General features: G+C 69.5%; 17 protein-coding genes. 8 read left to right on the top strand and 9 right to left on the bottom strand.

What is annotated here, in order from left to right; genetic code table 11:
* Positions 1–42: 42 nt before the first annotated feature.
* The 6 genes from ACRYM2_RS00275 to ACRYM2_RS00250 form a co-directional block, all read right to left on the bottom strand.
* Entirely contained in the window at positions 43–1,356 is a 1,314-nt protein-coding gene (locus tag ACRYM2_RS00275; protein ID WP_432519029.1) for an NtaA/DmoA family FMN-dependent monooxygenase, read from the bottom strand.
* 293 nt (positions 1,357–1,649) lie between these two features.
* Positions 1,650–3,299, bottom strand: coding sequence for an ABC transporter substrate-binding protein (locus ACRYM2_RS00270; protein WP_432519028.1), 1,650 nt, complete (start codon positions 3,297–3,299; stop codon positions 1,650–1,652).
* Between the two features lie 219 nt (positions 3,300–3,518).
* Positions 3,519–4,550, bottom strand: a complete 1,032-nt coding sequence (locus tag ACRYM2_RS00265; protein ID WP_432519027.1) for an ABC transporter ATP-binding protein — start codon at positions 4,548–4,550, stop codon at positions 3,519–3,521.
* Positions 4,547–5,533: an ABC transporter ATP-binding protein gene (locus ACRYM2_RS00260; RefSeq protein WP_432519026.1), complete on the bottom strand. Its 987-nt coding sequence runs from the start codon at positions 5,531–5,533 to the stop codon at positions 4,547–4,549. Before ACRYM2_RS00260 ends, ACRYM2_RS00265 begins: the two co-directional genes overlap by 4 nt.
* Positions 5,534–5,604: 71 nt before the next feature.
* Positions 5,605–6,426: an ABC transporter permease gene (locus ACRYM2_RS00255; protein WP_432519025.1), complete on the bottom strand. Its 822-nt coding sequence runs from the start codon at positions 6,424–6,426 to the stop codon at positions 5,605–5,607.
* A gap of 227 nt (positions 6,427–6,653) precedes the next feature.
* Complete coding sequence (locus ACRYM2_RS00250; protein ID WP_432519024.1) at positions 6,654–7,667, bottom strand: ABC transporter permease; 1,014 nt, start codon at positions 7,665–7,667, stop codon at positions 6,654–6,656.
* Positions 7,668–8,118: 451 nt separating this feature from the next.
* On the opposite strand from ACRYM2_RS00250, the gene ACRYM2_RS00245 reads away from it, so the two are divergent.
* The 4 genes from ACRYM2_RS00245 to ACRYM2_RS00230 all read left to right on the top strand — a co-directional run bounded on the left by ACRYM2_RS00245 (position 8,119) and on the right by ACRYM2_RS00230 (position 12,226).
* Positions 8,119–9,249 (top strand): ABC transporter substrate-binding protein, encoded by a 1,131-nt coding sequence (locus ACRYM2_RS00245; RefSeq protein WP_432519022.1) that lies wholly within the window; start codon positions 8,119–8,121, stop codon positions 9,247–9,249.
* A gap of 276 nt (positions 9,250–9,525) precedes the next feature.
* Positions 9,526–10,341 (top strand): ABC transporter ATP-binding protein, encoded by an 816-nt coding sequence (locus ACRYM2_RS00240; RefSeq protein ID WP_432519021.1) that lies wholly within the window; start codon positions 9,526–9,528, stop codon positions 10,339–10,341.
* Entirely contained in the window at positions 10,338–11,207 is an 870-nt protein-coding gene (locus tag ACRYM2_RS00235) for an ABC transporter permease (protein WP_432519020.1), read from the top strand. The genes ACRYM2_RS00240 and ACRYM2_RS00235 overlap by 4 nt, the downstream gene beginning before the upstream one ends.
* Before the next feature lie 290 nt (positions 11,208–11,497).
* A complete protein-coding gene (locus ACRYM2_RS00230; RefSeq protein ID WP_432519019.1) occupies positions 11,498–12,226 on the top strand; it encodes an AroM family protein in 729 nt (242 codons plus the stop codon).
* 94 nt (positions 12,227–12,320) lie between these two features.
* On the opposite strand, the gene ACRYM2_RS00225 is transcribed toward ACRYM2_RS00230, so the two are convergent.
* Positions 12,321–13,049: a FadR/GntR family transcriptional regulator gene (locus tag ACRYM2_RS00225; protein ID WP_432519017.1), complete on the bottom strand. Its 729-nt coding sequence runs from the start codon at positions 13,047–13,049 to the stop codon at positions 12,321–12,323.
* Between the two features lie 328 nt (positions 13,050–13,377).
* Between ACRYM2_RS00225 and ACRYM2_RS00220 the strand changes: the two genes are divergently transcribed.
* The 3 genes from ACRYM2_RS00220 (at position 13,378) to ACRYM2_RS00210 (ending at position 16,159) form a co-directional block, all read left to right on the top strand.
* Positions 13,378–14,460: an LLM class flavin-dependent oxidoreductase gene (locus ACRYM2_RS00220; protein WP_432519016.1), complete on the top strand. Its 1,083-nt coding sequence runs from the start codon at positions 13,378–13,380 to the stop codon at positions 14,458–14,460.
* A complete protein-coding gene (locus tag ACRYM2_RS00215) occupies positions 14,457–15,185 on the top strand; it encodes a riboflavin kinase (RefSeq protein WP_432519015.1) in 729 nt (242 codons plus the stop codon). The genes ACRYM2_RS00220 and ACRYM2_RS00215 overlap by 4 nt, the downstream gene beginning before the upstream one ends.
* Positions 15,186–15,595: 410 nt before the next feature.
* The gene (locus ACRYM2_RS00210; RefSeq protein WP_432519139.1) at positions 15,596–16,159 is read left to right on the top strand and encodes a flavin reductase family protein; all 564 of its coding nucleotides are present in this window, start codon (positions 15,596–15,598) and stop codon (positions 16,157–16,159) included.
* A gap of 76 nt (positions 16,160–16,235) precedes the next feature.
* Here the strand turns inward: ACRYM2_RS00210 and ACRYM2_RS00205 are convergent, their stop codons facing one another.
* Both ACRYM2_RS00205 and ACRYM2_RS00200 read right to left on the bottom strand, forming a co-directional pair.
* Positions 16,236–16,505 carry a M20/M25/M40 family metallo-hydrolase gene (locus ACRYM2_RS00205; protein ID WP_432519014.1) on the bottom strand — a complete coding sequence of 90 codons (270 nt, stop codon included), beginning with the start codon at positions 16,503–16,505 and terminating at the stop codon, positions 16,236–16,238.
* Between the two features lie 313 nt (positions 16,506–16,818).
* On the bottom strand, positions 16,819–17,235 hold the full coding sequence (locus ACRYM2_RS00200; protein WP_432519013.1) for a MarR family winged helix-turn-helix transcriptional regulator: 417 nt from the start codon (positions 17,233–17,235) through the stop codon (positions 16,819–16,821).
* 571 nt (positions 17,236–17,806) lie between these two features.
* On the opposite strand from ACRYM2_RS00200, the gene ACRYM2_RS00195 reads away from it, so the two are divergent.
* Positions 17,807–19,468 carry a purine-cytosine permease family protein gene (locus tag ACRYM2_RS00195; protein WP_432519011.1) on the top strand — a complete coding sequence of 554 codons (1,662 nt, stop codon included), beginning with the start codon at positions 17,807–17,809 and terminating at the stop codon, positions 19,466–19,468.
* Positions 19,469–19,537: the final 69 nt, after the last annotated feature.

The raw sequence follows: 19,537 nt of genomic DNA, 5'->3' as shown, positions 1-19,537 counted from the left end.
CGCTCCTCTTCTCGAGCGCCGGGGTGAGGGGGGCGCTGGTGCTCAAAAGGCCATGAGGTTCTCGCGCAGCTTGGTGCTCGAGTAGCCCGTCCGGGTCAGCCCCAGCCGCTGCAGCTCGGGGACGAGGCCTTCGGTGACGTCGAACAGATGCTTGCGGAAGGCACCGTTGTCGGTGGAGAGCAGGAAGCCGTCACCCTCGGTGGCCTCGTGCAGCTCACCCAGCTCCCGGGCCACCTGCTGGGGCGTTCCGATGATGTCCTGGCTGATGGTCAGCTGCTGCACGAGCTCACGCAAGGTCTTGCCCTCCTCGCGTGAGCGCAGCAGCCGGGCCAGGTGCCCCTTCTGCCCGTTGGTGCTCAGTTCACCGATCGGCTCGTCCAAGGGAAACTGCGCGAAGTCGATGCCGGTCAGGCTGGACATCACCGCCAGCCAGCGCACGACCGCCGACTCGTCCTTGGTGCCGGCCCGGGCGCGCAGCTCGTGAGCGGCCGCTTCGCTCTCGACCACCTTGACGCTGATGACGAACAGCAGCTTCAGGGCGTCCTCGGCGCGTCCGGCGGCGCGCACCCGCTCCCGCATGTCCTTGCGCAGGCTGATCATGTCCTCCAGGGACCCGGCCGAGCCCAGCATGATGTCGGCGGTGCGGGCGGCGAAGTCACGGCCTTGGGGGGATCCGCCGGCCTGGCTGATCACCGGTCGTCCCTGCGGCGGCCGCGCGGTGTTCAGTGGGCCGCGGCTTCGGTGGTAGCGGCCCTCGAAGTCGATCTGGTGCACCTTGGTAGGATCGACGTAGACACCGGCTTCACGGTCGGCGACGACCGCGTCCTCCTCCCAGGAGGCCCACAGTTGATCGAGCACCTGGACGAACTCCTCGGCCATCGCGTAGCGCTCGGCGTGGTCGTAGTGCTGCGACAGGCCGAAGTTCTGGGCGGCGGTGTCGCTGGTGGAGGTGACCAGATTCGCTCCGGCGCGGCCGCCGTTGAGGTGGTCCATCGTCGCCAGCAAGCGGGCAGCCAGGAACGGGGGGTAGAAAGAAGTCGACATCGTCGGGATCAGACCCAAGTGGCTGGTCACCTGTCCGAGGATCGCCATCAGCGGAACCGGGTCGTTCTTGGGCGCCCTCAAAGCGTTGCGCAGGTAGTGATCACGGGAGGAACCGTAGTCCTCCGGAACGAACACCGAGTCCTCGATGACCATGCAGTCGAAGGAGGCACGCTCCAGCGCTCGGGCCATGTCAGCCCAGTACGAAGGTGTCTGCCAGTCCCGGCCCAGCCAGCCGGACCACGGTTCGGTCCAGCCGGAGACCGAGAACCCGCTGCTCTGGAACCATCCCAGGTGGAACTTCGGAACGCTCATGGTGCTCTCCCTCTCGCGCCGGCTCAGCGTGTGCCGGCCTAACTCACGCCGACCACGTGGTCGGCGAATGCCCTTGCTCGCTCTTCTGTGCACGGTTGCCGCGATGACGTGTGACCACTCGCAGCGACGTCACCGGCCGGCCCGGTGGTCGCGTCTCCACCCCTGGACCGCCGCGCTCTTCGACCCGGTGCCGGCGACCACCGGCCGTGCGTGGTGATCCGCCGCGCAGGCCACTACTTGAAGGCTGCCGTTCGCACGTCCTTGCCGGCGATTCTTCCCTGTAGGTGTCCAGGTCAGGTGGCCGGCTTCAGCCACTCCAGACGGACGTAGGGCTCGGGACCGAACGCCACGCCGGTCACCTCGTCGGTGACCGCGACGGTGCGTCCGAGCACAGCCAGGGGCAGCAGGTGCGCGCTGTCGGCGAGCTTGGCCTGGATCGTGGCGTAGGCCGCCTTGCGGCCCGCTTCGTCGGTGGAGAAGCGGAACTGCTGCTGCAGCTGGTCGACTTCGTTGTCAGAGTAGTGCGCCCAGTTGGAGGCGCCGCTCGTGGTCGCCCACTGCTGCATGAAGGTGTCAGGATCGTCCAACCAGATGGTGGCCTCGTCCAGCAGCATCCCGACCATGTCGTTGTTGGTGCCGTGGATGCGTTCCTGGCGCATCGATTGCAGCTGCGAGCCGGGCCGGGCCTGCGGATTGGCGCTGATGCCGATGCTGGCCAGGGATTGCTGGATCAGCAGAGCGGTGTCCTCGAAGTAGGTGACATCGCCGTTGTACCAGATGTCCATGGAGAACTTGCCGGCGCCGGCCTGCTGCAGCAAAGCCTTGGCCGTGTCCACGTCGGTGTCGTACTTGGACCAGTCGGATGTCCCAAAGGGGTCCTGGGGGTTCAGAACGGTCGCGGCCCGCTCTCCTCGGCCGGAGAAGGCCGAGGAGATGATCTGCTCGTAGGGGATGGCGTAGGCGATGGCCTGGCGCACCAGGGGGTCTGCCGTCGGGCCGCGGTCCACGGTGACGTCGGCGCGCAGGATGTCGGCGACCTGCTGGTTGAGGACGGTGAAGCCGCTCGCTTCCAGGTCGTCGAACTGCCGTCCGGTCACTCCGGTGGAGACGTAGTCGACGACACCGCTCTTCATCTGCCCTACCGGGTCGGCGTCCCCGGTGACGCGCAAGACGACCTTGGCGAATCCGGGCTCGGTGCCCGTCCAGCGAGGGGTGACCGCCTCCAAGGTCAGCTGTTGGCCGGCCTCGCGACTGCTCAAGGTGTACGGGCCGGTTCCTGCGACGTTCTTGGCCAACCACTGCGAGGCCCACGGGTCGTCGGGAGTGGCGTGCTGCTGAGCGGTGACGGAGTCGATGATGCCGAACTGCAGGAAGCGCATGTTGGGCAGGGAAACGGGCAGCTCGGTGGGTGTCCCGTCGGGTGCCGTGAAGGTGATGGCGACGGTGTGGTCGTCGATGATCTCGATCTGGTCACCGCTGCGCAGGCCTGCGACTCCGGCCTGGTTGGCGCCGTTTCCGCCCAGTTCCGGCAGGCGCGAGAAGCTCCACTTCACATCGGCGGCAGTGAGGGGGTTGCCCGAGGAGAAGCTGATGTCGTCGCGCAGGTGGAAGGTGATCTTCGCTCCTTGCACCTCCCAGGAGCTGGCGATGCCCGGGGTGACCGCGAGGCCTTCCCAGACCAGCGAGCCGTCGGGGGACTCATCGAGCTGGAGGTTGACCAGTCGGTCGTACAGGTTGAGCACGACCTCCTGGTCCTGGGAGCTGAGGGTGTTGGCGGGGTCGAGGCTGTTGATGTCGGAAGGGATCGCCACGACCACCTGCGTGGAGTCGCCACCGCCGTCGTCGTTGTCGCCGGCTTCGGAGCTGCTGCAGGAGGAGAGCGTCAACGCGGCCGCGGAGGCGGTGGCGGCGCCTAGGACGGAGCGGCGGGTGAGAGCGGGCATGGGGAACCTCCGAAGGAGAGGGCGGGGGTGGCGCGGTGCGGTGACGGCGGTGGGTGCGCCGCGCCTGACGGTGGTGGTTGCGCGATGGTCGTGGCGCGCATCTGCGCGGCGGGACGGCCCTCGCCGTGCAGGGGCCAGCGGCTCGCCGCTGGGTGAGTGCGGGCGGAGCGCGTCTGCTGGGTGGGGCTGCGGAAGGGACGTCAGCAGGCGCCTCCCGGCTCAGGCGGCCGAAGCGGATGGGGCAGTGACCGGGCAGGCGGAGGTGTGGTGTGGGCCGATGGCCGTGAGAGGCGGCTGCGCGGTGCGGCAGCTGTCGCGCACCATGGGGCAGCGGCCGGCCAGGCGGCATTCTCGGCGCAGGCCGATGGGTGAGGGGATTTCACCTCTCAGGCGCAGGCGCTGGCGCTGGATGCCGTACTCGGGGACAGGGGCTGCGGACATGAGAGCACGGGTGTAGGGGTGGGCCGGTGCCGTCAAGACCGTGGTCGCCGGTCCCTCCTCCACCACGGCTCCCAGGTACATCACCGAGACGCGGTCGGCGACGCGGCGGACCGCGTGCAGGTCGTGGCTGATGAAGACATAGGTCATGCCCATGCGCTGTTGCAGCTCCAGCAGCAGATCCAGCACCTGCCCCCGCACGGAGACGTCCAGCGAGGAGGTCGGCTCGTCGAGCACGAGGACCTGCGGCTCGACGGCGATGGCGCGGGCGATGCCCACGCGCTGGCGCTGCCCACCGCTGAGCTCGTGCGGCAGCCGGTCGAGGTGCCGGTCGTCCAGGCCCACCAAGTGCAGCAGTTCGCGCACCCGTTCACGGCGCTGCTTGGCCGGTGTGTTCAGGTGCCGCTTCAGCGGCTCGGCCACGGTCTGCTGCACGCTGCGGCGGGGATTGAGCGAGGAGTTGGGGTCCTGGAAGACCATCTGCACATCGCGGTAGATGCGTGACATCGCCACCGCTCCAAGACCGGAGATCTTCTCCCCGTTCAGCAGGACGGTACCGCTGGTGGGCTGGACCAGTCCGGTCAGGCAGCGCGCGAGGGTGGACTTGCCGGATCCGCTCTCGCCGACCAGGGCGGTGGTGCGCCCGCGCTGCACCGACAGCGACACGCCGTCGAGGGCGATCAGCTGCTCCCGGCGCGCTCCGACCGCGTAGTGCTTGGTCAGGCCTTCGATCGCCAGCACCGGGTCGTCACCGGGCGGTGGTGTGACCGTCGAGGAGGCGGTCGTCGACGGCGTGGTGGGCTGAGCGCTCACCGGTCCTCCAGTCTGCTCGAGGCGATGAGGGTGCGGGTGTAGTCGTGGCGGGGGCGGTGGAAGATCGCCTCGGTGTCGGCGACCTCGAGGACCTGCCCGTGCCGCATGACGACCACGTGGTCGGCGCATTCGGCGACCACGCCCATGTCGTGGGTGATCAGCAAGGTGGAAAGTCCCCTGCTGCGGCCGAGGCCGACGATGAGCTCCATGACGTCGGCTTGGATCGTGACGTCCAGACCGGTGGTCGGCTCGTCGAGGATCAGCACGTCCGGCTCGCACAGCAAGGCCATGGCGATCATCACCCGCTGCGCCATTCCGCCGGAGAACTCGTGCGGGTACTGCTGGTAGCGGCGCACCGGCTCGGGGATCTGCACCTGGCGCAGCGTGTCCAGGACGATCTGACGGGCAGCGGGACGTGGAGTGCCGCGGCGGTGGCGGCGCACCACGTCGCTCAGCTGGGAGCCGATGGTCAGCACGGGGTTCAACGCCGCCCGCGCGTCCTGGAAGACGATGCTGATGCGTCCACCGCGGATCCGGCGCAGCTGGGTCTCGGTGCAGGCGGTGAGGTCGAGGCCGTCGAAGAAGATGCTGCCGGCGGTGCGCTGGAAGGTGCGCGGAGCGATGCCGAGGATGGTCATCGCGGTGATGGACTTGCCGCTGCCGGTCTCCCCGACCACGGCCGTCAGGCGGCCGGCGGGCGCGTCGAAGGTGACGTCGTGGAGGACGGGGGTGTAGTCCGCACCGCCGGGGCCAGCGCCGGAGGATCCCGTGAAGCCGCCGGTGAGTCCCCGGACGGACAGCGCCGCTCGCTGCCGCTCGAGCGTGGCCGCCGCCGCGCTGGAGGCGGGCGCGCTCGTCGAAGCAGACGAGGCGGACTGCCCGGCCATGCCGACCATCGGCCGGGCCCGTCCCTGCTCCTCCACCTGCTCACCCATGCGCCTGTCCGGCTGCCCGCCCACGTTCCTGTCCAGCTGTTCGCTCACCTTCTCGCCCACTTGCGCGGGGACGTGCGCCGGCCCGGGCGAGACAGCGGATGGTGTCTGCTCCGGCCCGCTCACCGGCGCCTCCTGGGGTTGAGGTGGTCGGTCAAGCCGTCACCGAGCAGGTAACAGGCACCGGCCAACCCGACGATCGCGATGCCGGGGAAGAAGGAGATCCACCACTGACCCGTCATGATGGCGTCCTGACCGCGGGCGACCATGCCGCCCCACTCGGCCGTGCCCGGCGTCAGTCCCAGGCCGAGGAAGCCCAGCGAGGCGGTGAGCAGCGCCACCCAGGCGGCGTTGATGCTGGTGTAGGCCAGCACGGGCGCCAGGCTGTTGGGCAGCACGTGCCGGAAGGCGACGCCCAGAGGGCGGTTGCCGACCAGGCGCGCGGCTTCGGTGAACTGCCAGGTGCGCCGGGTCAGCACTTCAGCCCGCGTCAACCGCAGGTAGGGGGGCATCCCGACGAACGCCATGATGAACACCAGGTTGAGGGTTCCCGGTCCCACTGCGGAGACGACCAGCATCGCCAGCAGCAGCGTCGGGAAGGCCTGGAAGACCTCCAGCAGTCGCATCACCACCGTGTCCACCAGGCCACCGAAGAAGCCGGCGACGGTTCCCAGGACAGTGCCCACCACCAGTGCGATCCCGACAGCGCACACGATGATGACCAGGTCAAGGCGGGTGGCCGCCATGAGGCGGGAGGCGATGTCGCTGCCCAGCCGGTCGGTTCCCAGCCAGAACTGCCTCGAGGGGGGCAGGTAGCTGCCGCCGGTTCCCAGTTGTGACGGATCGTGCGGGGTCCAGAACATCGCGGTCACGGCGATGAAGAGGTAGACGGCGAGGATGCCCAGCCCCACCCGGACCGAGACCGAGCGGGCGAAGGTGCGCATCGACGCCCGCCTGCTCCTGCCCGTCGGTGATGCAGGTGGCCGGGCCGGTGATGCAGGTGGCCAAGCCGATGATGCAGGTGGCCGGGCCGGCATGGTGGCGGCGCCGTCGCGAGCGGTCGGGCCGGTGGCGCCGGCGGAGCTGGCGCCGGCAGGCGCAGCGACAGAGGCAGAGGCAGAGGCGGACGTGGCGGTGATGCCGGCGGTTGGCTCGCTGGGGGTGGATGCGCTCACGAGCGTGTCCTCGGGTCGATGAACAGGTACAGGACGTCGACGGCCACATAGGCCAGCACGTGCAGGATGGCTGCGTAGATGACGAAACCCTGCAGTCCGGTGTAGTCGGAGGACTGGATGGATTGCAGCGCGTACTGACCCATGCCGGGCCAGGCGAAGATGCTTTCCAGCAGGATCACTCCGGAGAAGACGAAGCCGACCGTGCCGCCGAGGGTCGTGACGACGGGCAGCAAGGCGTTGCGCAGGGCGTACTTGAAGGGAATCACTGGTCCGTAGTGGCCCATCGCGACGGCTGTGCGCACGTAGTCGGAGTCCAGCGCTTCGACCATGGCGTTGCGGGTCATGCGCGCGATGGGGGCGGCCGTCGTCGCTCCCAGGACCAGGACCGGCAGGGCGATCTGGTGTGCGGCGGCGGCGAAGGTGGACCACTGAGCACGCAGCAGGGCGTCGACGAGGACGAGGCCGGTGATGCGGTCGGGTGTTTCCCAGCCGGTGGGCAGCTGCCCCTGTGGGCCGGGGAACCAGCCCAGGCGCACCGCGAAGATCCAGATGACGATCAGTCCCAGCCAGAACTGCGGCAGGGCCAGGCCCGCCAGGGAGATGCCGCGCAGCAGGAAGTCCAGGAAGCGGTCGCGGTGCACTGCGGCCAGGACACCCGCGGGAAGACCGATCACGAGGGCGACCACGATGCCCAGCAGTCCGATCTCCAGGCTGGCGGGCATCCGGTCCCACAGGTCGGCGGTGACGTCTCGCCCGGTGGCGAAGGAGGTGCCCAGGTTGCCGTGCAGCAGCTCGCCGAGGAAGTGCACGTACTGCAACAGCACGGGTTGGTCGAGTCCGAGCCGGGCGCGCATCGCTTGGCGGACTTCGTAGGTGGCATCGGGAGGCAGGTACAGGTTCGTGGGGTCTCCGATGAAGACCCGGGAGATGAAGAAGGTGGCCGTCACCACGCCGAAGGTGACCGGTAGGACCCACAGCAGCTTGCGCAGGACGATGCGAAGGGTGCTCACCGCGCTGGACCTTTCACCTCGAGCGGACCGGGTGGCGCCTGCAGGACCACCCGAAGTGGTCGGACCACTGGTTAGCAGTGGTCGGCTCACTGCGGTCACCGTATACAAGGCCCCGTTTCGGTCGCGTTACAACACGTGGTCTGCCCTGTAAAACCGCGCACCGCCGGCCCACGCGGAGTAGCCGGTAGGCGCCGCGCCGGTAGCGGGCGCCCGCAGGCAGCTGCCCGAGCCGGCACGTGCCCGACCCGGCACGTGTAAGCACGCGCAGGCACGATCCGCCCGGGCGCCGCCCTTGTGGCGGTCAACACCTGTCGTGTACAACTGGCGACCACTCCCCCGCAGTGAGCGATGCCGACCGACTCGGGAACGCCTGGCGGGAAACCCCACTTCCGCCTTCGGCGCCGCCGGCACGATGCGGCCCGCGCACGAAGCACCCCTCGAGGAGACAGCAGTGGACCGCACCCGCCGCACCGCTCAGCACCCCCCGCTGGACCACGTCCCGAGCAGCCCCGGCTCACACACCACGCGCCGCACCCTGCTGCGCGCGGCGACCCTGGGCGCAGCCGGGCTGACGGTGCCCGGCCTGCTCAGCGCCTGCGGCTCCGACGAAGCGGCCAGCGCCCCCGCCGCCGGCGCCGGCGACCTGGAGCAGAGCAGCGTCAAGATCTTCAGCGTCAAGGACCCGCAGATCTCCGCGCAGCTGGCCTACGCCCTGCAGGAGGGCATGTTCGAAGACGCCGGGCTGGAGGTGTCCATCGACTACACCATCAACGGTCCCGACATGGCCAGCCTGGCCGCCAGCGGATCGGTGCAGGTCATCTCCAGCGGCGTCGACCAGTGCGCCACCCTGCGCGAGGCCGGTCAGGACTTCTCCTACCTGATGAAGTTCTCCGAGATCTCCAACACCCAAGGCGTGGTGCTGGGCCCGGACGTCACGATCAACACGCCCAAAGACATCGAGGGCAAGCGGATCGGCATGTACAACGGAGCCGCCGTCGCGTTGGCCATCGAGAGCATGTGCCAGGCGGAGGGCGTGGACTACTCGGCCATCGAGTTCGTCAACCTCGAGGCACCCGAGCAGGTGACCGCTCTGGCACGCGGGGACATCGACGCGATGGCCGCCTGGGAGCCGTACCTGTCCTCCGCGGTCGCCTCCGGCGGCAAGTTGTGGTTCACCGGCAACCGCTCCTACCTGCACGCCGATGCCGGCGAGGACGTCGACTGGCTGTACCTGTCCACCGGCCTGGCCGTCTCCCAGGACTACCTGAAGGCCAACCCCAACACGCTGCTGGCGCTGATGCGCACCCTGGCGGAGGCGACCAAGCGCATCAACGCCGACTTCGAGGCCGCCGCCGAGCCCATCGGCAAGGAGCTGGACGTGCCTACCGACACGCTGGTGCCGGTGCTGGAGGCCAACGCCTACGACCCCGTCGTCGACGCGCGTTGGCTGGAGGGCACCAAGACCTTCATGGCCTGGGCGGCCCAGCCAGCTCAGGGCTTCTTCAAGGAGACCTGGGATCCGCTGCAGCTGGTGGACTTCAGCCTCTTCAAGCAGGTCGACGCCGAAGCGGTCCAAGTCTGAGGGAACCCTAGAGCGGATGCCTGAGCGGATGCCTGCAGGAGTGCCTGAGTAGGCGTCCGCGCAGACGCGCAGGCGAGGACTTGACCGGAGCGCGCACCGGAGCGCTGACTGCAGGCTTCCCGCTGCGCCGTCGCCGAGCACGAGGAGCACAGCCTGACCCGGGGCCTCGAGGTGCAGGCCCACGACCCTGCAGGGCGAGCTGGAGCAGCGCATCGAGGCGGGTCACGAGGCGTTGAGCGCGACCACGACGACACAACAGACCGAGGTGGTAACCAGATGGACACGGTGACGATGGACGGCACGGCAGCGGCAGTCGGCACCAGCCTGCACTTTCGCGGGGTGTCGATGAGCTATCCGCAGCGGCAGGGGCCACCCACCCAGGTGCTGGCCGACGTCGACGTTCGCGTGCAGCCCGGGGAGTTCGTCTGCCTGCTCGGCCCCAGCGGCTGCGGCAAGTCGACACTGCTGAACATCGCCGCCGGTCTGGCCGAGCCCACCGAGGGGGAGGTCCTCGTGGGTGATCGCCCCGTGCGCGGGCCGGGCCCGGACCGGGGGGTCGTCTTCCAGCAGTACGCCCTGATGCCGTGGTACACGGTGCGTCAGAACGTCGAGCTCGGTCCCCGCTGCCGCGGGCAGGACCCGGCTGAGCGCGCCCGCGCCGTCGATGAGGCCTTGAACGCCGTGGGCTTGCGCGAGCACGCTCAGAAGTACCCCAAGCAGCTGTCGGGTGGCATGAAGCAGCGCACGGCCATCGCCCGCACCTTCGTCAGCGACCCCGACGTCATCCTCATGGATGAGCCCTTCGCCGCCTTGGACGCCCAGACGCGCGAGCGCCTGCAGCAGCAGCTGCTCAGCTTGTGGGGGCAACGACGCAAGACGGCGCTGTTCGTCACGCACAGCGTGCAGGAGGCGACGCTGCTGGCCGACCGGATCGTCGTGCTCGCCGACGACCCGGACGTGGCTCCGCAGGTGCTGACCAACCCCCTGCCACGCCCCCGCGACCCGTTGACCGCTGAGTTCACAACCGCGGAGCGCGCCGTGCACGAGGCCCTGAACCGGGCCACCACCAAGTCCCCGGAAGGTGAGCAGTGAGCCAGACCCGCGTGCCGGCGCAGTCCTCCGGCCCGTCCGGCCCGGGCCTGAGCGCGAACCTCCTCGGCCGGCGCACCCGGCCCCTCGCGGCCCGGCGCACCGGTGGGCGCCGCGCCTGGCCGCGCTGGGCGACCATCGTCATCCTGCTGGCCACCTGGCAGCTGGCGGCCGTGCTCAACGGTGACGACCGCTTCTACAACGCCGCGCTCATCCCCTCTCCTTGGCAGGTGCTGCGCGCCGCCGGTGACCTGGCGGCTTCCGGGGAGCTGTGGACGGACACGTGGACCTCCACGCTGCGCGTGCTGGCGGGGCTGGGGGTGGCCGCGCCAGTAGCGGTGCTCGCGGCGGCGCTGACCACGGCCAGCCGCACGCTGTCCAACGTCCTGGACCCGGTCATCGACGTGCTGCGGCCCGTGCCCACCCTGGCCCTGCTGCCGATGTTCATCTTGTGGTTCGGCGTCGGGGAGACCTCGAAGGTGATGCTCATCGCTTTCAGCACGTTCTTCCTCATCTACGTGCCCTCCGTCGAAGCCATCCGCAACGTCGATCCGGTGCTGGTGCAGGCCGCGGGCACGCTCGGCCTGACCCGCACGCAGCGCTACCGCCACGTCATCGCCCCCTCAGCCGCCCCGGCCATCTTCGTCGGACTGCGCATGGCGCTGGGGACCGGCTGGTTCCTGGTCGTCGGCGCGGAGTTCATCGCCGCCGACAACGGCTTGGGCTACCTCATCAACTTCTCCCGCATTTGGTTCCGCGTCTCCGACATGCTCGTCGGCGCTGCGGTGATCGCCGTGCTCGGCCTGCTGGGCAACGCCCTGCTGCTGCGCCTGGAGCAGCGGCTGTTCGCCTGGCGTGAGCGCGCCTGAGCGCTCGTGTCGGCACACCATCGGCGTCAGGCCCCGCTCCCAGCACAGGACTGTGAATTCTACTCCCAGCACGGGACTGTCGACTCCCGTGCCCAGCACCGGATCGCTGAGCCCGGGTGACCGCCTTCCACGGCTCGCCGCCCAAGGCCCCGCCGTCCCGGTCCTGCCCTGTGACGGGCCGCGCCTGATCCGCCCCGTGAGCCGGCATCCCTGTCCCGCCGCGGTGAGACCCGATGCTCCATCCCCACCGACGCACCTTCATCCCCACCGACGCACCAGGAGGACCCGCGGTGAGCGCGACTCTCGGCATCATCGACCTCGGCCAGACGCCCGATCCCGGCTTCCGCGAGGAGCTTGCCCGCGCCGCACCCGGCACGCACATCCTCAGCGAGGCGCTGCTGCAGGACTTCACCGACGCGCAGGTGATCGCGCTGGATGATCCCGAGGGCGTCTTCCCCATCCACTTCCCGCTGCCGGGTGGAGGACGGGTGTCGATCCCGCTGGCGCACTTCCTGCCGCGGGCGCAGGCGGCTGTCGACCGGCTCGTGGTCGCCGGCGCCGATGTGGTGGTCATCACCTGCGCCGGCGACTTCAGCTCCGTGCGCTGCTCGGTGCCGCTGGTGCTGCCCGGCCGCCTGTCGGCAGCGGTGGTCGCTGCGGTGCTCCCCGGCGCCGCAGTGGCCGCGGTGATGCCGACCGCCGGTCAGGTGGCGCCCTCGGTGACCAAGTGGACCGCCCTGGGGCTGCAGCCACAGGTGCGCTGGCGGGTGCCGGCCGGTGAGGACCCCAGCGCCGAGCGCGGCTGGAGGCAGCTGGCGCAGGAGTTCGTGGCGCTGCAGACAGCGGTGACGGTGCTGGACTGCATGGGCTTCGACCACCGCGACGCCGCGGTGCTGCGTGCCCTGACCGATCGCCCTGTCATCGTCGCTCGTGAGCTGGCGGTGCAGGTGTGCGCGAGCCTGCTGAGGGGAGGAGGCATCGATGCACCGTCGGCGCTGGGGCAGCTCAGCCTCGCCTAGCTGCTTTCCGCACGAGACATCCCCCCTGCGCGAGCCGGCGGCGGTGGATGCCAGCGCGGCGCCTTCACGGCGCTCGCGGCGGCCGGTGCTGTGCTCAGCCTTGCCGATCGCTGAGCGTGGAGGGGAACATCTGGGTCTGGATGTTAGTCAGGTGCGTGCGCATGGCCTGCTCGGCGGCGTCGGCGTCTCCAGCGCGCAGGGCCTCGAAGATGGCCAGGTGCTCTTCGAACTGACGTCGCTGAGCTCCCGGCCCACGCAGGGCGTGCAGGTTCAGCAGCACCCACAGCGGGTGGCGCTCGGTGCTGACCAGCTGAGCGACGACACCTGCCAGCACCTCGTTGCCGCACAGGGCCGCCAGGTGGGCGTGGAAGCCGAGGCCCTCGTGGGTCTTGGCGTTGAAGTCCTCGGCGTTGACCGCCTCCTGCTCGCCGGCCCGCACGAGCACCTCCAAGGCTTGCAGCTGCTCGGCATCGATGCGCTCAGCCACCAGGCGGGTGGTGATGGACTCCAGGTGGACCCGGCTCTCCAGCAGGTCCTGCGGCAGGATGCCCAGCAGGGTGCGTCCGGGGTCCAGGCGCACCACATCCGCCGGCGAGACGTAGATGCCGTCGCCGTGGCGCACGTTGATGGCTCCGACCAGCTCCAGCGCCAGCAGCGCCTCGCGCACGGTGGAGCGGGAGACACCCAGCGTGCTGGCCAGGTCGCGGTCGCCCGGCAGCCGTTGCCCCGGCTGGTAGACACCGGCGTTGACGTCCCCGAGCAGTCGCTGGGCGACGTTCAGGTAGCGTCGTTGCGAGGTTGGTGCGGAATCCTCGATGCTCACCCCGACAGCATACAATTGGTCTGACCTCTCAAGTCTAGTGGTCAGACCAGAGGGTGCGTCGGGGACGCCGCACCGCGCCCCGGGGGTGAACCCCTGCCTCGACGCGGCAGGGCCTCACCCGTCAAGGTCACCCGGCGCGCGGGGGCACACAGCTCCCCCGGCCCCGGCATCACCCAGCCCCTGCCTCCAGCCCCTGCAGGCGTGGCTGGCTCCCACGGCACGCACAGGCGACCATCCCCACCACCCGCCGTCGGCGACCAGCCGTGCTCCAGCGGCTCTCCTCGAGCCGCCCCTTCCCCGCCCGCCCTTCCACCACAAGGAGACCACCATGCAGCTGGGCGTCTTCCTGCCCACCGGCAACAACGGCTGGATCATCTCGGAGACCGCTCCGCAGTACGCGCCCAGCTACGAGCTCAACCACAGCATCGTCAAGCGCGCCGAGGATTACGGCTTCACCCTCGGCTTGGGCATGGTCACCTTCCGCGGCTACGGCGGCAAGACGCAGCACTGGAACCAGACAGCTGACGTGTTGACGTTGACCAGCGCCCTGCTGGCCACCACCGAGCGCATGAAGATCTTCGCCTCCATCGGAGTGCTCGCCCTGCACCCGGCCATGCTCGCGCGCATGGCGGCGACCATCGACGACGTCGCACCCGCTCGCCTGGGCATCAACATCACCACCGGATGGCACCGCGCCGAGTACGCGCAGATGGGCATGTGGCCCGGGGATGAGTACTTCGGCTACCGCTACGACTATGCCAGTGAGTACGCGACCATCTTGCAGCAGTTGTGGGCAAGCGGACGCTCGGACTTCACCGGCAAGCACTTCCAGCTGCACGACTGCCAGGTGGGCCCCACCCCAGCCCATCACATCGATATCGCCGCCGCCGGTGCATCGCCACGCGGGCGCCGCTTCGCCGCCCAGTTCGCCGACTACAACTTCACCATGGCCGACGACCAGGCATCGATCGCCGCAGCCAACGCCGAGCTGCAGCAGGCGGCGGCCCCCCACGGACGCCGGGTACGGTTGCTGACCCACCGCACGGTCATCCTGGACGACAGTGACGAGCAGGCGCGCAAGAAGATCGCCTACTACAACGCTGGCGCGGACACCGAAGCACTGGCCCAGCAGAAGGGGCACTACGCCCTCGACGCCAACGGCGTCAGCTCAGCGGCAGCCGCAGAGTCGATCCAGACCTACCAGGCCATCGATCCGGACAGTCCCACCTTGTTCGCCGGATCCCCCGCCACCGTGGCCACCCACCTCAACCAGCTCGCCGCGACCGGCGGCATCCACGGGCTGCTCATGGACTTCGATGACTTCCGCGACGGGCTGGACCGCTTCGGCGAAGAAGTCGTTCCGCTGCTCGACTTCCCGATCGCCACCGCCAACCTCGAGCAGCCGTCATGAGCGCGCAACGACCCGTGGAGGGCTCCAGCACACCGTCACAGCCAGCGGGCCGGTGCGTGCTCAGCCCGTCGGCCGCCGACACGGCGGCACCGGTGCACATCGAAGCCTCAACGGGCGGGGTGCACCCGCACGGCGTCGTCCTGCACGTCGAGGGGGTGGTCGAGCACGGAGATGAGCGCGGTCGCCTCCTCGGCTTCCCCACGGCCAACATCGCACTCGCCTCACTCAGCGTGCACGAGAGGCACGCTGTGCGGGATGGAGTCTGGGCCGGCACGGTGCAGCTGGACCCGCCCAGGGCTGACGGCTTCGCGGGCGGAGGCGAGAGCAGGGGCGAGAGCAGGGACGAGAGCAGGGGCGAGGGCAGGGGTGAGGGCGGTGGCGTGCACGTGGCCGTCATCTCGGTAGGGCATCGGCCCACCTACTACGGCAGGCATGGCGAGCGGCTGCTGGAAGCGCACCTGCTCGACTTCGCCGGTGATCTGTACGGGCGCTCGGTGCTCGTGCGGCTGCACGAGCGGCTGCGCCCGCAGCGCCGCTTCGCCGGGCCTCTTGCATTGGTGGAGCAGTTGCGCCGCGATGTGGTCGACACGCGGGCCTGGGCGGTACGCGCCGGTCTCGGCGCCCTCCCGCAGTCCTCGGCTGATCAGCACCTCCCCGCTAATCCGGGGCACTCTGCGGGTGCCGGCGGAGCTGGCCGGAAACCCAGGATCGTCCCGGTGGCTTAGGAGCGCTCGGTGGCCCGGCGAGCGGTTCCAGCCGCTCATGCGGATTGGCGCGCTCCGGCGCTCGCCTCAACTCGCCGCCGCACTCGGCGCACTGCCAGGCGCACCGAACGACGGCTCCGGTGGATCGTGGATGTCGTAGACGTCCGGCTCCGTGCCAGGCAAGTGCGCCAGCAGGCGATCGGCGAGCGCACCGGGGTGCCCTTGGCCCACCTGCGTTGCCCTTCCCTTCCGGCGACTCGAGCGTCACCCAGACTGCTCTTGTCCCCCCATCTCAGCGCTCCCATCTCGCCCATGCTCCCGACGATCATTGAGAGGTCTTCGTGACCGAAGCTACTGCAGCACTCCACACCGCATCGGCCGCCGCACCGGCCGCCGCACCGGCCGCCGCACCGGCCGCCGCACCGGCTCCGCTGCAGCTCGCCCCCGTGGGCGACCTCAAGGCGCTGTTCGCCACCTTCGCGCAGTTCCCTTCCGGCGTGGCCGCCCTCTCCGCCCTCGTACCCACCCAGCACGACGACGGCGACGGCGGCCAGGACGCCGCCGAACCCGTGGTGCTGGTGGCCTCCTCCTTCCAGGTCGGCATCTCCGCCGACCCGCCCCTGGTCCTCTTCGCCGTCCAGCACACCTCCACCAGCTGGCCACGCCTGCGCGCCGCCTTGACCCGCCCCGGCGCCCTGCTGGGCGTCTCCGTGCTCGGCGAGGCCCACGACGCCGCCGCCCGCCAGCTGGCCTCCAAGGCCCTGGCCGGCGCCGACCGCTTCGCCGGCATCGCCACCAGCACCACTGCCTCCGGCGCCCACTTCGTGTGCGGCGCCCCCATGTGGTTGGAGTGCTCCGTCCACTCCCAGGTCCCCGCCGGCGATCACGACGTGGTCCTGCTGCGGGTGCACGCGGCCGCCAGCGCCCCCGGCACCGAACCGCTGGTCTGGCACGGCTCCGCCTTCCGCGCCCTGCAGCCGCGGGAGCGGGCGTGAGCACCGACGCGAAAACAGGCGTGAGCTGTAGATTCGTTGCATCATGTGGTTCCATCCGGAACTGCACGAGCAGGCGCTATCTCGAACGATGTCGTGATCTCGCAACTGGCACCGGAGGAGATGCCCCAGCGGCGCACTCGGTGGTTGTTCTTTGCTCTTGAACGCGGCCGTCGACTACGACCAGCCCGTACGGTGCGATCACCACGTCAACACGCCCAGCAGCGACGACGCCCGCCTTGATGTCGGCGGCGCCGCGACCGTGGACGAGGCCCTCTACCAGCTCGCCCCCCACGGGTCCTACCGCCACCGGCCCGGCGACGGGTACGGTGTCCAGGTGGCAGGCCAAGATCAGCGTGCTCTCCCGCGCCCTGTCGCCAGTGCCCGGCCAGCCCTCGGACTCACCGCTGAATCCGGCCGTAGCTCTGGCGCCCGATCGGAGGGCCGGTGCGTCAGCGGCTGCCGCGTCGGGTGCGTGCAGCAGGCACCAGGGACATTCAGCGTCTCCCCCTCAGCGCAGCGCCAGGTGCGGCGCTGCGGCGCGCGCGGTCCATCACCTTCTCGATAGCCCACTGCTGAGCACCGGCATCACCGGAGATGGTGCGGGGGGCACACCATGGCCTGCAGAAGCTTCAGGTGTGCGCTCTCATCCAGCACGAAGCTCACGAGCCCACCTCTCCGACGGCCAAGCGCATCTGCACGCGCCGCAGCAGCAGCGTACCGTCCGTAGAAATCCGCAACAGTACCCGCCGTCGGTCGGCGGGATCGATCGTGCGCATGAGCAGGTTTGCATCGACGAGAGCGTCCACGGCGCGTGACGCGGTGGCTGCAGCCATGGCCAGCCCGTGCAGCACCTCACTCATCGAGGCATCCGGCTGATTGGCGACGAAGGCTAGACAGCGCCAGCGATCGACGCTCAAACCCGTGGTCCGCAGCACAGCAGCGACGTGGTTGTGCAGCACTGCTGCCTGCCGCAAGACAGCGAGGATGTCCGCGTCCGTCAGCTCGACAGCGACATCAGCGGCGGGCTCGGCAGCGGGCTCGGCAGCGGGGTCGATGCGCGTGGTGCTGGATCTCACCGGTCACCTCCTGCGGCGACGACCACCGGGCGCCGCTCCCCCGACATCGCTCTCTCGGCATCGTCTTCTTGGCGTCGTTTCCCCGACGCCGTCGACAGCATGCCAGAGGCCCAGGCATCCGCTGCAGCGTGGACGGCGTTCTTTCGCATCGCCCTAGCGCTGCTGCGCTGCGGGCGGGAACGCCTTCACCGAGATGCACGTGTCAGCCGGCGTGCGATCGCGCTCGGCGCCCTTGAGCGCCGCCTCGGATCGAGTACTGAGGGGAGACGCTGAGGCGCAGTCTGCCGGCTGGCGCAGTTGCGCCACGGACAGGTGGGCACTGGCGTGCACGTGAAGGTCACCGATGGGCTGAACTGGAGCACCATCGCCCGCCTCTAGCGGTGCGTGCGGTTGGGTGGCAGGCCAGGTTTCCGAGGTGTTTCGTGTTTCTTTCCAGCGTGTCAATTTTGCATTGCCGCTGCAGCGCAATGCATTTTGCAGACTGGCAGTGTTGACCGTAGTCGTCGCGTCACCGTAGGTTCGAGAATGCTTCCACCTGGAAGCGATTGGGCGGCCTTCCCGGAGGACAGTGATGACCCAGGACACCACCGGCGCACCTCCGCCTGCCAGTACCTCCACGCATGGCGCGGCGGCGACGTCGGAGACGCTGGAGGACTACACCCTGCGCTTCGCCCCGCGCAGCTACCGCCGCTGGACGCCTGGTGTCGTGGCGACCTCTGCCCTGGGTGGCATCGCCTACCTTGCCGACTTCTCCATCGGCGCCAACATCGGCATCGCCCACGGCACCACCAACGCCCTGCTGGGCATCGCGCTGGCCGCCGCCATCATCTTCATCAGCGGTTTTCCGCTGGCCTACTACGCAGCCCGCTACAACATCGACCTGGACCTGATCACCCGCGGTTCCGGCTTCGGCTACTACGGCTCGGTGCTCACCAACGTCATCTTCGCCACGTTCACCTGCATCTTTTTCGCCCTCGAGGGCTCCATCATGGCCCAGGGTCTGGAGCTGGGTCTGGGGATCCCGCGCTGGCTCGGCTACGCGCTCTCCACCCTCATCGTCATCCCATTGGTCGTGTACGGCATGAAGGCGCTCTCGAAGCTGCAGGTGTGGACGACGCCGCTGTGGCTGCTGCTCATGGTGATTCCCTTCGCGTATCTGGTGCTCAGCCACCCCGACTCCGTGGGGAGCTTCTTCGCCTACACCGGCCAGGACGGCTCGGGCAGCTCGGTGAGCACCGCATCGGTGTTGCTGGCCGCGGGGGTGTGCTTGTCGCTGATGGCTCAGATCGCCGAGCAGATCGACTACCTGCGCTTCATGCCGCCGCGCACCGCCGCCAACCGTCGCGCCTGGTGGAGCGCGGTGGTGCTGGCCGGCCCCGGCTGGGTCGTCTTCGGGGCCATCAAGCAGGCCGTGGGCCTGTTCCTGGCCGTCTACCTCATCGCCTCCCTGGACCCGCAGGCAGCGGCCACCGCCAACGAGCCGGTGCACCAGTTCCTCGGCGTCTACGAGGAGATGATGCCGGGCTGGCTGGCCATGACGCTGGCCGTCGTCCTCGTCGTCATCAGCCAGATCAAGATCAACGTCACCAACGCCTACTCCGGCTCGTTGGCGTGGACGAACTCCTTCACCCGTGTCACCAAGCACTACCCTGGCCGCATCGTCTTCGTCGCCGTCAACCTGGCCATCGCATTGACGCTGATGGAGGCGAACATGTTCGACTTCCTCAACACGATCCTCGGCTTCTACGCAAACTGCGCGATGGCCTGGGTGATCACCGTCGCCACCGACATCGTCGTCAACAAGCACCTGCTGAAGATCTCCCCGCCGGTCGCGGAGTTCCGCCGGGGCATGCTGTACCCGGTCAACCCCGTCGGCTTCGTCTCGGTGCTGCTGTCGGCGGGCCTGTCGATCGTGGTCTTCTTCGGCGGCTTCGGCCAGGCGCTGCAGCCGTACTCCCCGGTCGTGGCGGTGGTGCTGGCCATCGTCTGCCCGCCGGTGCTGGCGATCGCGACGCGCGGCAAGTACTACTTGCGCCGCGACGACGACGGGCTGACGCTGCCGATGTTCGATGCCGCGGGCAACCCCTCCGGGCAGGTGCTGACCTGCCACGTGTGCCGGCAGGGCTTCGAGCGCCCCGACGTGGCGGCGTGCCAGACGCATGATGACGTGGTGTGCTCCCTGTGCCTGAGCACGGACAAGGTCGCCGACCACGTCCTGCCCGCACAACGCTGAGCGGCCGGCATCTGCAAGCATGCGGCGCGGAGTCCTTCCGGTGCTGAGAGCGTGCAGCGCTGGGGCCGC

This window comes from Kineococcus aridisoli (genome assembly GCF_050871885.1).
Taxonomy (GTDB): domain Bacteria; phylum Actinomycetota; class Actinomycetes; order Actinomycetales; family Kineococcaceae; genus Kineococcus.
The sequence above is the reverse complement of the archived record's forward strand: the minus strand, read 5'-3'. Positions and strand labels throughout refer to the sequence as shown.